The organism is Bradyrhizobium prioriisuperbiae (assembly GCF_032397745.1).
Classification (GTDB): domain Bacteria; phylum Pseudomonadota; class Alphaproteobacteria; order Rhizobiales; family Xanthobacteraceae; genus Bradyrhizobium_A; species Bradyrhizobium_A prioriisuperbiae.
This window is the reverse complement of record NZ_CP135921.1, coordinates 8,263,931-8,277,172: the sequence shown is the minus strand read 5'-3', so window position 1 is coordinate 8,277,172 and position 13,242 is coordinate 8,263,931. Positions and strand designations below refer to the sequence as shown.

Sequence of the window (13,242 nt, the reverse complement as noted above, 5' to 3'; positions counted from 1 at the left end):
ACGGCGTCGGGTCGAACGACGACATTGGATCGTCAGCGCTCGGGCTCGGCGTGGCTGATCACCCGCTTCACGCCGGGGAACGAACGCCGCAACGCGCGTTCGATCGCGTCGACGTTCTCGTGAACTTCAGTCACGCTCATTGCTGGCTTCGCCCGACAGTGAAAATTCACGATCAACCCGGCGTCGCTGTCGCGTACCCTGACGTTATGAATATCGCTGATGGTGCCGGAGTCCGCGGCGATGCGTGTGAGCGCCTGCTGAATTGTTTCGATCTGTTCGGGAACTGCGTCGGTGCCATGGGGCAGTTCCGGTTCCAGCGGTTCGATATGGGTGTCGACCTCGACGTCGGCACCGAACTCGTCGCGGATCGCATGCTCGAGTTGCTGGGTGACGCCATGCGCATCGACCAGCGACATGTCGCCGTCGACTTCCAGGTCGATGCCGATGGTCAGTTTCTCGCCAAGGTCGTGCACTGTGACATGATGGATGGCGAGGCCGCGATTGCGCGCGATCACCATGATGCGCTCCCGCACGGTTTCGCTGTCGCGCGCCACCGGCACGGCGGTGAAGGTGAGATCCGCGTCGTGCAGGGCGCCGGCGACGGCCTGCTCGGCCTTCTGCTTGATGCCGTCGATCCTGTCGATCGGATAGGTGCGCGGCACCTTGACGGTGGCATCGACGAAATGGGTGGCGCCAACCAGCCGCACCCGCAGGCGGTCGATGTTGATGACGCCGGGAACCGCGCGGATGGCTTTTTCTGCGGCTTCGGTGGCGCCCTTGGGGGCCTGGTCGAGCAGGGTTTCGATGGTGGAGCGCGCCAGCCGCAGTCCGAGCAGCGAGATCATCACGGCGACGCCGATGGCGGCGGCGGCGTCCCCCCATGTGTACCCCAGCGCAAACAGCCCGAGACCGACGATCACGGCGATCGAGCCGAACACGTCCGAGGTGAAATGCAGGGCGTCGGCTTCCAGCGCCTGGCTTCTTGTCTCCCGTGCCGTCCTGTGCAGGGCGCGGGCGCGCCAGAGGTTCACCGCGATGTCGACCACCAGCACCACGAACGGCAGCGCCGAAATCGTTGTAGGCACGACACCTTCGCGCAGGCGGCTGAACGACTCGACGACGATACCGCCGGCGAGAATATAGAGCATGGCGATGACGCCGAGCGCGGACAGGCTTTCGAGCTTGCCATGGCCGTAATGATGCTCCGCGTCGGCCGGCTTGTCGGAGACGCGGACCACGGCCCAGGTGATAATGGTTGCGATCAGGTCGATCGAGCTGTGCAGCGCTTCGGAGATCAGCGCGATGCTGCCGATCGCGACGCCGACGATGAATTTGATCGCCGCCATGCTTGCGCTGGCGGCGATGGAAATGGCGGCGACCCTGGATTTCACGGTGGGGACGATGGCACTCATGGCAGCCGGTTTAGCAGCCCCTCAGCCCGCTTCAAAGCCGCTAACGACCTACAATCACAGCAATGATTGCTCTTGCGACTTATTCTTGATCGAGGTCGGCTTTTACCTTTCGATGCGAGAGCATGACCTTCCGCATGCGCAATAACGCCGCTGCGAAATATCTGGAATTTTCAATCGCGCGCCCATTATTATCCAAGTGGTGGTTCTTGGGCGGTATGGGTTGTGAATGGGACAGGAATCGAAGGAAGAAACGACGGATCGATTGCCGGTCCCTCATTTTGTGATCGATACGCAGGGCATGCCGTCGAAACAGGCACTCGCGCTCTGGCACGAGCAGGTAGGCCTCTTGGGGCAGACGCGGCTCAAGGATTCATCACCCGAGCGCTTCGAGGCTCGTGTCGAATACTATCAGATTGGCGAACTGGTGCTGGGCACGGCGAAAACCCAGGCCCAGAGCTTCGACCGGTCCCGCTATCAGATCGGCCGCGACGGCGTCAGCCATTATGTTCTGCAGTTCTATATCGACGGCGGATGTCGCGCCCGGTTCGCGGGGCAGGAGGCGCTGGGCAGCCGCGGCGATTTCATGACGTTCGATTGCGCGCAGCCGCAGATGACGGAAACGCCCGACTATACCTGCATTCATCTGTTCGTCCCGCGCCAGTCGCTGGCGCCGCTGCTCAATGCGCCGGACGAACAGAACATGCGGGTGTTCTCCGGCGGTGGCGCACTGGTCGGCATGTTCCGGGATCATCTGGCAGCGCTGTACCGGCGGGCCGCTTTCCTGACCGCCAGCGAGGCCGCGGCCTTGGCTCGGCCGACACTGGAATTGGCGGCGGCGGTGATCAACGGTTCGGTGCGCGAGGACACGGCGGCCGGCGTGCATTTGGCCCTGTTCGATATGATCTGCCGCCATGTCATCGAGCGCGTGCTGGACCCGGCGCTGACGCCCGACAGCATCGCGGCACACTTTGGGATCTCGCCGCGCAAGCTGTCTTACCTGTTTCAGAATGCTGGCGGCATCTCGAATTATATCCAGGAGCAGCGCCTGCATCATGCGCGCGTTGCCCTGGCGGATTCCACGCAAAAGGGCAGGTCGATCGCGGATATCGCCGAAGGATACGGGTTTGTGCATCCGCAAAGCTTCACCCGCGCCTTCCAGCGGCTGCACGGCCTGACCCCGCGGGAATTCCGGAGCCTCGCGCGCGACCGTCACAAATGGGACGCACAGACAGTGTCGCGCGAGACATGGTGGCGCCTGATCACCGAAACCGGGACATGACTCAGGGCCGGTTGCGCATAGGGTGAAGTTTCCAGGCCGATTTTTGCGCGCAAGGTGAAATCGAGTTTGGGCCGGCAACTTTCCTTGGTGCCGCGGAAAGCCCCGTGGCATGGCTCCAGCCGGGACTGCCTGACGTTATATCCGCAGACAACGCATGCGGCGCTGAGCTTCTTGGCGTCACATCTCGTCGAATGCGCCTGAAGGTTGTGCCCAGGCTGTTGGGGCCAATACTTGGGGTGAGGGCGGTGCGGGGCAGAGCTATTTTCGTCGGTCTCCTGCTGGGTGGTGTGGAGCCGGCTTTGGCGCAGGATGCCGGGTCGCTGTTGCGCGAACAGCAGCGGCAGCAGGAATTGCAGCGGCAGGAGCAACTTCCAAAGCCGGACGACATCCGCCCGCAACAGCGGCCGGCGGCCATCCCGGAGCGCGGCGAAACCATCATCGTGCGGACGTTGCGCTTCACCGGCAAGACGGCACTGTTGCCATCGGCGGAGCGTGAACGGCTGGTTGCGTCGGTCAGGGGCAAGCGTCTCGGTATCCGGCGGCTTTACGCGCTGGCCGATCAGGTGACCGCCAGCCTGCAGCGACAGGGGCGGCTGCTCGCCCGCGCCATCCTGCCGCCGCAGGATATCACCGCTGGTGTCGTCACCCTCGACATCGTCGAAGGTGCGCTCGAAAAGATCGCGTTCGAGAGAGGCAAGGGCGCGCGCGTGCGCGAAGCTCTGCTGCGGGCGATCGCCGAGGGACGCGTGCGGGCCGACAGCGTTACCAAGGCGGATCTGGAAGACAGTCTGTTGCGCATCAACGATCTGCCGGGTGTCTCGGCGCGGGCGAAGCTGACGCCGGGGGCCGCGCCCAATACCAGCAAGCTCGTCGTCGGCGTCGACCAGGCGCCGATCTTTTCGGCCAGTGTGTGGGGCGACAATTACGGCAGCCGCAGCGTCGGCCGGGCCCAGGGCAATGCCCTGGTCGCGCTCACCGATGTGACGGGCTATGGCGACCTGACAAGGCTCTCCGGTGTGTATTCGCAGGGACAGCAGTTCGGGTCGCTGAACACCAGCATGCCGCTGTGGGCCAGCGGGTTCGTGGCCAACGCCACCTACAGCCATCTCGAGTACCGCAACGTCGATGACACCAGTCGCCTGCTCGGCCTCGAAGGTCATGCCGATTTCGTCAGCAGTGGCTTGGACTACACCCTGGTGCGCTCGCGCGATCTCAATCTGCAGCTCGGCGGCGCGCTGAACTGGAAGGCGCTGGTCGACGACAGCGTCGTGGGCCGGCTGCAGGACAAGCGGTCCGTGTCCGGCACGCTCAGCCTGAATGGTGACATGCGTGACGCGTTGATCGGCGGCGGCATCACCAGCTGGTCGCTGGGCTGGACCTATGGCGATCTCGATCTCTCCCGCGAAGCCGGTGCGCTTGCCGCCGATCAGGCGGGACTGCGGACCCAGGGCCAGTTTCAACGCCTCAATGCGATGATCGCCAGGCTCCAGACTTTGCCGGGCAACTTCGCACTGTTCGGCCGCCTCTATGGACAGTGGGCTGATAAGAACCTCGACTCCTCGGAGGATTTCGCGCTGGGCGGGCCCTACGGCGTGCGCGGTTATCCCGTCGGCGAAGCCCGCGGCGACATGGGCGTGCTCGGCACCGTCGAGCTTCGCTACAACGCGCCGGTGCCCGCGGTCGCAGGCAATCTGCAACTCGCGGGCTTTGTCGATGCCGGCCAGGTCTGGATCAACACCAGCCTGAACGGCATTCCTCCGACCACGGTCTGCGGCTGCAACGACTATGGGATCGCCAGCGCCGGCCTTGCTGCGCGGTGGACACGCGAAAACCTGAACGTCTCCGTCACCTGGGCGCACACCCTGGGAGACAATCCCGGCCGTTCCATCGTCACCGGCACCAATGCCGACGGCGGCACGGGGCACGATCAAGTCTGGCTGCAAGCAGCCGTTCGGTTCTGAAGTCGAAGGGGCACGTCATGAATCGAGAGCATGATCCGGACCCGAAGAGCCGCGTGAGCGCAACGTGGCCACGGCGAAAAACTCAGTCCGCGATACGAGTTCGCCAGCAGAAAGCACTGGGACGCGCGGCGTACGTCCTGGTGGCGGCTGCCCTGCTGGTGGCGGCAGCCCTGCTGACGTCGCCTGCGCCGGGCCAGACCTTGCCGACCGGCGGACAGGTCGTGTCCGGGCAGGCCACCATCAGCCAGTCCGGCAATGGGATGACCATCAATCAGTCCACCGGCAGAATGATCGCCAACTGGCAGAGCTTCTCGATCGGCGCCGGCAACTCCGTCACCTTTAACCAGCCGGGGGCGTCCTCGGTCGCGTTGAACCGCGTGGTCGGGCAGGACCCGTCCCAGATCCTCGGCAGCCTCAACGCCAACGGCCAGGTCTTCCTGATCAATCCCAACGGCATTGCGATCGGCAAAAGCGGCAGCGTGCAGACCGGCGGTTTCGTCGCCTCCACCCTCGGCATCAGCAACGAGAATTTCCTCGCCGGCAATTATCGTTTCACCGGCAGCGGCGGCACGATCGTCAATGAGGGCAGCATCTCCGGCCATGTGGTGGCGCTGATCGCGCCGACCGTCAGCAATGCCGGCACCATCACCGGCAGCACCGCGCTCGCAGCCGGCACCGACGTGCTGCTCGATTTCAACGGCGACGGGCTGCTGTCAGTCGAGGTGAAGGCCTCCACCGTCAAGACGCTGGTCGAGAACAAGGGGCTGATCCGGGCCGACGGCGGTGTGGCCATCCTCACCGCCAAAGGCGCGAGCGACGCCATGAAGGGCGTCGTCAACAATTCCGGCACCGTGCAGGTCGCAAGCATCGGCAAGAAGAACGGCCGCATCCTGCTGCTCGGCGATATGAAATACGGCGAGGTCAATGCCGGCGGAACGCTGCGAGCGCGCGCGGTTGAAACGTCTGCCGCCAAGGTGAAGCTCACTAAGGATCTGAAAGTCGACACGCAAGGTGGGCGCTGGCTGATCGACCCCGTCAACATCACCATCGACAGCACTTATGCGGCGGCGTTGCAGACGGCGCTGTCAACCGGCGACGTCACCGTCACCACCGCGGGCACCGGCACCGATGAGGGCAACATCACGGTTAACTCCGCCGTCAGCTGGGCCTCGCACATCCTGACGCTGCGGGCCGACAACAGCATCGCCATCAATGCGCCGCTGACGTCGACTGGCACCACGAGCAGTGACGGTCTCGTCCTGCAATACGCGCAGAGCACGGCCACCGGCACCTACGCCATCAATGCGCCGGTCAATCTTGCGGCGGGAAGCCTGTTCCAGACCCAGAAGGGATCCGACGCCGCCATCACCTATGCGGTGATCACCGATCTGAATGCCCTGCAGAACATCAACAGCAATCTCATCGGCAACTATGTGCTGGGCGCGAACATCGATGCCAGCGCCACGGCCGGCTGGAACGGCGGCGCCGGCTTCACGCCGATCGGCGGCAACGGCGATACCAGCACTGCCTTTTCCGGCATTTTCGACGGGCTCGGTCACAGCATCAGCAACCTGACCATTAACCGGCCGACCACCAATTACGTCGGCCTGTTCGGCTACATCGATGGCGCGACTATCCGCAATGTCGGCCTGCAAGGCGGCAGCGTGACGGGTGACAATTCCGTCGGCGGGCTGGTGGGGGCGAGCGGTACCTGGGTTTACGAAGGCACCAGCAGCGCCGGTCACAACACCTTCAGCAACGTTTACAACACGGGCAATGTGACCGGCAGCGGCTCCTTGGTCGGCGGCGTGGTCGGCGACACCTGGCTCGCCACGATCAGCAACTCATATGCCACCGGCACGATTGCGGGCTATGGCGCTGCCGGCGGGCTGGCAGGGCGTATCGTCGGCACGTCCGTCTCCAACTCATATGCCACCGGCAATGTGTCCGTCATCGACAAAAATGCTGGCGGACTGATCGCTGCTGTTATTGGCACGTGGGTGGGACCGGGCGACGCAGACTATATCCTGAGTACGGTGAGCCACTCTTATGCCACGGGTACGGTATCTGGCAGCACCTTTGTCGGTGGCTTGGCGGGGTACAGCAACCTCAGTTTCATCAGCGACAGTTACGCCACCGGCAATGTTTCGGGCACAGGTTCAAATGCAGGCACAGGCACATCTGCCGGCGGACTGGTGGGGTTCAACCAGTACAGCCGGGTGGATCGGTCTTACGCCACCGGCAACGTGTCCGGTGTCGATTCGGTCGGCGGGCTGGTGGGAGCCAGCTGGTACGGCGCTGTGACAAGCCAGTCTTACGCGACTGGCAATGTGTCCGGGACGAGGTTCGTCGGCGGGTTGGTCGGGCACAGCAATGAAGCCGTTTGGGTGCTCGATTCCTACGCGACGGGAGCGGTTTCAGGAAATGACGTGGTCGGCGGGCTGGTGGGGATGAATCAGGAAAGCCACGTGAACCGGAGCTACTTCGCGGGCACGGTGTCGGGGACCAGCAATGTCAGCGCGATTGTGGGGCTGAACTGGGATGGCGGCCAAGTCATCCAAAGCTATGCGAACAGGGAGACATCGGGACAGAGCTCCGCCTGTGGCGGATCTGGTGATAGCCGCAACATCTGCGATGGCAGCATGCTCACCACGGCCCAGCTGCGCGATCCCTTCACCTTCATCAATAACGGCTTTGACTTTGCCACCGTCTGGGGCAAATCCGTCAGCGGCGCCAACAACGGCATGCCGGTGCTGCGGGTGTTCGGCGACACCGTCTACAACTCCTATGTCAACGTTTCAGGCGCGGCCGGCACCACCTATGGCACGCTGGCGTCCCTGGGCGGACTGACAGTCACGGGCGTGAACGCCGGCAACGTCACGCTGAACTGGAGCAGCGCCGTCACCACCGCGACGGGGGCCGGGACCTACAACCTGGGCGATCCCGGTGTTCTCGATCCAACAAGCACCAGCGGAGCGGTCTATGTCGGATCGATCGCGGGCACGCTGACCATCGACAAGGCGCCGCTCACCATCACCGCCAACGCGTCCAGGACCTATGACGGCCTGGCGTTCTCCGGCGGCAGCGTCAGCTATTCCGGCCTTGTCAATGGCGAGGGGGCGAGCGTGTTGTCCGGCACGCTCACCTATGGCGGCACGGCGCAGGGCGCTGTGAACGCCGGGAGCTATAGCCTGACCGCGTCGGGCCTGACCTCGGGCAATTACGACATCACCTATGTCGATGGCGCGCTCACCATCAACAAGGCGCCACTCGTCATCACCGCCAACAACGCGTCCAGGACCTATGATGGTTTGGCATTCTCCGGCGGCAGCGTCAGCTATGCCGGTCTCGTCAATGGGGAGGGAACAGGCGTCCTCTCCGGAACGCTCACCTACGGCGGTTCGGCGCAGGGCGCGGTCAATGCCGGAAGCTATACCCTGACAGCGTCAGGCTTGTCCTCGAGCAATTACGACATCAGCTATGTCGGCGGCGCGCTCACCATCAACAAGGCCCCGCTCGTCATCACCGCCAACAATGCATCCAGGACCTACGATGGCCTGGTGTTCTCCGGCGGCAACGGCGTCAGCTATTCCGGCCTCGTGAACGGCGAGGGGACAAGCGTGCTCTCCGGCGCGCTCAGCTACGGTGGCACTGCGCAAGGCGCGCGCAACGCCGGAAGCTACAGCATCGCCGCGTCCGGCCTCTCCGCCCAGAACTATGCGATCACCTGGGTCGATGGCGCGCTGACGATCAACAAAGCGGTGATCTCCGCGGTCTCCGGCATCACAGCCCTGAACAAGTTCTATGACGGCGCCACGGTGGCGACGCTGAATACATCCGGTGCGATGTTCGCTGGCCTTGTGGCAGGCGACAGTCTGACGATCGGCAGCGCCGTCGGCAATTTCACGGACGCCAATATCGGACCGAACAAGACGGTGAACATCACCAGCCTCACGCTGGGCGGTGCGGACGCGGGCAACTACATCCTCACGACGACCACGGCGACAGCGACGGCGAGTGTCTGGGCTCCGAGGGATTTGGGCGCGTGTTCTCTCCTTGGTGCCGGCAGCGGCATGTGTGGCGTCGTCGCGCCCAATCCGGCCGCGGAACTGGTGCGAAACAACACCGCCGAGATCGAAATCGTCCCCATCCCCAGCGCGACTGGAAGCACCGGTGCGATTACCTTCGGCGCTGCGAAATGCACCGGGGCCAGTGGGGGCGGACAGCAATGCCCTCCAGGAGCCACGTCGCACTGAAGTCGTGCCGTCCTCGGTGGACCCTGCCGCTACCCGTCTGCCCGGATGTGGTCCGGCCTAAAGCTTCACCACGATCTTGCCGAGATGCTTGTTGGCTTCCATGTGTGCGAAGGCTTTGGCGATGTCGCCGAACGGATAGACCTGGTCGATCGGCAGCTTGAGTTTTCCGGCCTCGACCGCCGGCCAGATGTCGGCGCGGACCTGCCGGAAGATCTCGCGGACTTCCTCGATCGATCGGGTCCGGAATGTCACGCCAATATACTGGATGCGCCGCGCCGCATGGGTGTCGAAATCGAAGTCCGCATGGCTGCCGCCGAGCCGCCCGACGTTGACGATACGCCCCAGCACTTTGGTGGCGCGCAGGTTCTGGTTGGCGACCTTGCCGGAGACCTGGTCGATGATGAGATCGACACCTCTGCCGTCAGTGGCCTCGCGCACCTGGTCGACCCAGCCGGCATCGCTGGAATCGATGGCGAGATCCGCGCCGAACTCCTTCAGCCGCTCGCGGCGGTCGCGATCGGTCGATGAGCCGACGACGAGCTTGGCGCCTTTCAGTTTCGCGATCTGCAGCGCCATCAGGCCAACACCGGAGCTTGCGCCCTGGATCAGCACGGACTGACCGGCCTGCAGCTGTCCGTTGGTGACCAGCGCGTTATGCATGGTGGTGAGCGCGATGGGCAGCGTGGCGGCATCCTCGAAGCTCATGCCGCCCGGGATCTGGAACAGCCGGCCATGATCGGCGAGGGTGTATTGCGCGAACGCCGCCGCTCCCGATCCCATCACCCGGTCGCCGATTTTGACGCCTTGCGCATCGGGACCGACCGCGGCCACTTCGCCCGCCCACTCCATGCCGAGCACGGTGCCGACGCCACCGGCGGCGCCATGGGCGTGGCCCTTGGTCATGCCGATGTCGGCGCGATTGAGCCCGCAGGCGTGCACGCGCACCAGAACCTGGACGCCCTGTGGTGTCGGCTTCGGTGCTTCCGCGATGGCCGCGCCATTGGCGCCGTAGAGATAGGCCTTCATGGGATTGTCCTTCAGGTCTGTTTCAGCGTCGGCCGCTGGCGGTGAGGCCGCCGTCGATGGTCATGATCACGCCGCTGGTGTAGCCGGACCGCTCCGAGGCCAGGAAAGCCATCATGTCGGCGATCTCGCGCGGCTTGGCCGCGCGTCCCAGTGGAAAGTCGGCCATGATCTCCTGATAACGGCCTTCGTCGCCGAAGCGATCGAGCGCCCGCCGCTTCGACAAGGCAATGGAGCGATCGGTTGCCACCGGACCCGGGTTGATGCCGACGACGCGGATGTTGTCCTTCAGGCTCTGACCACCGAGCGCGCGGGTGAATGCCATCAGAGCGGCGTTGCCCGCGCTGCCGGTGATATAATTGGCATCGAACCATTCGCCGGCGGCGCCGATGTCATTGACGATGACGCCGTGGCCGCGCTGCTTCATCCGGGCGTAGACCAGCCGGGTCAGGTTGATGTAACCGAACACTTTCAGATCCCACGCATGCCGCCACGTCTGCTCGTCGATCTTGTCGAGCGAGCCGCCGGGGATATCGCCGGCGTTGTTGACGAGCACGTCGATGTCGGCGGCGGCATCAGCCAGTTTGGCCAACTGGTCCGACTGCCGCAGATCGACGGCATGGGTGGAAATCTCGACGCCGTGGGCCTTGCGCAAGCGCTGCGCGAGGGCTTCGAGCGCGTCCGCATTGCGCGCGGCCAGGTGCAAATGGCAGCCTTCCTCGGCGAACGTTTCCGCCGCGGCCGCGCCTATTCCCTTGGATGCGCCGGTGATGAGGATGCGTTGACCGCGCAGATGGAGATCCATGGTTTGAGGTCCTGAGTGCTGGCGGCATGGTTGCCGTGACGTTCGGAGGCCGGGGGGTCGGCATACCCGGAGTTCGGGTGCTGGACATTCGAGATTTGGGCAGGTGGGATAGCTCATGGCCCGCTGGCCGGGCCCGCTTTTTTCCGGGTTTTGCCAGATCGTGTTTGAAATCCAGGTTGACAATTTCGCGGACTTTGCCGCCGCGAGGTCGAAATGTCCACTCCGCAATGTTACCGTAATGCGAATGTGAAAGGTCTGTCCGCGGATCAAAACGGCAGTGCACCAAATTGCGTATTCTACTGGTCGAGGACGAGCCTGAAATGGCGGCGGCATTGTCCGCCGCTCTCAAGCGTTATGACATCGTCGTCGATCATGTCTCGACCCTGGTTGATGCAACCGAGGCGGTCTCGTCCGACGTGTATGCCGCGATCCTGCTCGACCGCCAGCTGCCCGATGGCGACGGCCTGCAGCTCATTCCGGTATTGCGGGCGAAGCGGACCGGCATTCCCGTCATCGTCCTGACCGCGCGCGGCGACCTTGCCGATCGCGTCGCCGGCCTCAATGTCGGCGCCGATGACTACCTGGCAAAACCGTTCGCGATCGAGGAACTGCTCGCGCGGCTGCGCGCGGTGCTGCGCCGGCCGGCGGATGTGGTGTCGGATCTGGTGCAGGCCGGGCGGCTGACCTTCGATTTCGACAACCGCGTTGCGTCGGTTGCCGGCGAACCGCTCAATCTGCCGCGGCGGGAATTGCTGGTGCTGGAGACGCTGCTGCGCCGGATCGGCCGGACCGTGCAGCGCTCATCGCTGGAGGAGGCGGTCTACAGCTTCGACGATGAAATCCAGTCGAATGCGCTGGACACCCACATCTCCCGGCTGCGCCGCAAATTGATCGATACGGAAGCAGGCCTCGAAATCCATGCCATTCGCGGCATCGGTTATCTCATGAAGCACGTGCCATGACCGCGCCTCCGCTGCGGTCCCTCAAATCGCGCCTGGTCGGACGGCTGGTTGCCCTGCAGGCGATCCTGCTGACGCTGCTGGTGCTGCTGGTGGTCGGCGCCCTGTGGGCATCCGGTTATCTGATCGATGACCGGGACGAGGATTATGCCATCGAGGTGGTGCAGAAGGCGGTGGAGCGCGGCGCCGACGGCGGATTGATGCTGCGCCAGACGCCGCAACTTGCCAGGGTGCGCGCGGATGTGCCTGACCTCTGGTTCGTTGTCACGGATGCACAGGGATATCTCCTGTCGGAGGGGGCGGTGCCGCCGGACTTCGCGCGCATCGGCCATTCACTGGATCACATCAATCAGGGGCGGCTGGGATGGCAGATCAGCGACGATCCCAAACGGTTTGCCGCGCGTTTCAAGCGGGTGGATACGGCGGCGGGGAGTGTGCAAATCCTGACGGCGACGCAAGGGGCGATGCCGGCGGGCAAGGCGGCGCTGGCCGCGGCCTTGATCTTTGCGGTGATCGGCTTGCCGTGCCTGCTTCTCATGACACTCGCAACGCTGTTCGCGACGCCGGCCGTGGTTCGCCGTGCGCTTGCCGGCCTCGACGAGGCGGCGTCGGAAGCCGGACGTGTCGATATCGATCGGCGAGGGGCGCGGGTGTCGCTGCAGAACGTTCCCTTGGAGATCGGGCCGCTGGTCACGGCTTTCAACGGCGCCCTGCGCCGGCTCGATCACGGTTATGAGCGGCATAAGCGTTTTTTGACTGATGCGGCCCACGAACTGCGGACACCGGTTGCGATCGTGCAGACCCGGCTGGAATCGTTCCCCGATGGCGCCGATAAAAGCCGGCTGCTGGAGGATGTCTCGCGGTTGGCAACTCTGGCCGAGCAACTGCTCGACCTGCAGCGTCTCGATCTGCATCCGGATGAGATGGGGCGGGTCGACCTGGTCGACCTCGCGCGACGGGTGGCCTCCGATCTCGCACCGCTTGCGATCGCTGCGGGTTACGAGGTGTCGTTCGCTGCAGAAGCGCCTGTCATCACCGTGCTTGGCGATCAGGCGTCGCTGGAACGGGCGTTGATCAACCTCGTCCAGAACGCCATCGCCCATGGCGGCCGCAAGGGCACCATCAGCGTGGCGGTCGAAAAATCCGGAGCGATCGCTGTGTCCGACGAAGGCCCGGGCATTCGGCCGGAGCACCGTGAACAGATCTTCGAGCCGTTTCATCGGCTGCAGGCTCAGAATCGCGGCGTGGGCCTGGGGCTCAATATCGTGCGGGAGATCGTTCGTCGTCACAACGGCCGCATTGTGGTGCTCGGCGAGACGTCGAAAGGCGCTTGCTTCCGGATGGCGTTTCCGCTCGTTCGCGATGATCAGGATGATGGGGCCGCCTCGAAGCGCACCGCCCGCGGCAATTGACCCGGCCCGGACATGTCTTAACCCAGCGTTAACCATGTTTGCGCTCGGGCAGGCCGCGAAGGTATCGATATCTGGGCATCGATATTGCAGCACGTGATCGTTGGACGGGACAGTCCCGGTTCGAGACAGGTGCGC

The 13,242-nt window shown here is 64.2% G+C and carries 9 protein-coding genes; 6 read left to right on the top strand and 3 right to left on the bottom strand.

Annotation, left to right across the window (positions count from 1 at the left end; translation table 11 throughout):
• Window positions 1–32: 32 nt before the first annotated feature.
• Entirely contained in the window at window positions 33–1,412 is a 1,380-nt protein-coding gene (locus tag RS897_RS38280) for a cation diffusion facilitator family transporter (RefSeq protein WP_484481517.1), read from the bottom strand.
• Between RS897_RS38280 and RS897_RS38275 the strand changes: the two genes are divergently transcribed.
• The 4 genes from RS897_RS38275 (at window position 1,327) to RS897_RS38260 (ending at window position 8,908) form a co-directional block, all read left to right on the top strand.
• Window positions 1,327–1,557 (top strand): hypothetical protein, encoded by a 231-nt coding sequence (locus RS897_RS38275; RefSeq protein ID WP_315833839.1) that lies wholly within the window; start codon window positions 1,327–1,329, stop codon window positions 1,555–1,557. The genes RS897_RS38280 and RS897_RS38275 overlap by 86 nt on opposite strands.
• Before the next feature lie 81 nt (window positions 1,558–1,638).
• Window positions 1,639–2,691, top strand: a complete 1,053-nt coding sequence (locus tag RS897_RS38270; protein ID WP_315833838.1) for an AraC family transcriptional regulator — start codon at window positions 1,639–1,641, stop codon at window positions 2,689–2,691.
• A gap of 245 nt (window positions 2,692–2,936) precedes the next feature.
• Window positions 2,937–4,652 carry a ShlB/FhaC/HecB family hemolysin secretion/activation protein gene (locus RS897_RS38265; RefSeq protein ID WP_315833837.1) on the top strand — a complete coding sequence of 572 codons (1,716 nt, stop codon included), beginning with the start codon at window positions 2,937–2,939 and terminating at the stop codon, window positions 4,650–4,652.
• A gap of 53 nt (window positions 4,653–4,705) precedes the next feature.
• The gene (locus RS897_RS38260; RefSeq protein WP_315833836.1) at window positions 4,706–8,908 is read left to right on the top strand and encodes a beta strand repeat-containing protein; all 4,203 of its coding nucleotides are present in this window, start codon (window positions 4,706–4,708) and stop codon (window positions 8,906–8,908) included.
• A 57-nt stretch (window positions 8,909–8,965) separates the two neighbouring features.
• On the opposite strand, the gene RS897_RS38255 is transcribed toward RS897_RS38260, so the two are convergent.
• The gene (locus RS897_RS38255) at window positions 8,966–9,934 is read right to left on the bottom strand and encodes a zinc-binding dehydrogenase (RefSeq protein ID WP_315833835.1); all 969 of its coding nucleotides are present in this window, start codon (window positions 9,932–9,934) and stop codon (window positions 8,966–8,968) included.
• Window positions 9,935–9,956: 22 nt separating this feature from the next.
• Window positions 9,957–10,736 (bottom strand): SDR family oxidoreductase, encoded by a 780-nt coding sequence (locus tag RS897_RS38250; RefSeq protein WP_315833834.1) that lies wholly within the window; start codon window positions 10,734–10,736, stop codon window positions 9,957–9,959.
• Window positions 10,737–11,023: 287 nt separating this feature from the next.
• Between RS897_RS38250 and RS897_RS38245 the strand changes: the two genes are divergently transcribed.
• Complete coding sequence (locus tag RS897_RS38245; protein ID WP_315833833.1) at window positions 11,024–11,698, top strand: response regulator transcription factor; 675 nt, start codon at window positions 11,024–11,026, stop codon at window positions 11,696–11,698.
• Window positions 11,695–13,107 carry a sensor histidine kinase gene (locus tag RS897_RS38240; RefSeq protein WP_315833832.1) on the top strand — a complete coding sequence of 471 codons (1,413 nt, stop codon included), beginning with the start codon at window positions 11,695–11,697 and terminating at the stop codon, window positions 13,105–13,107. Before RS897_RS38245 ends, RS897_RS38240 begins: the two co-directional genes overlap by 4 nt.
• Window positions 13,108–13,242: the final 135 nt, after the last annotated feature.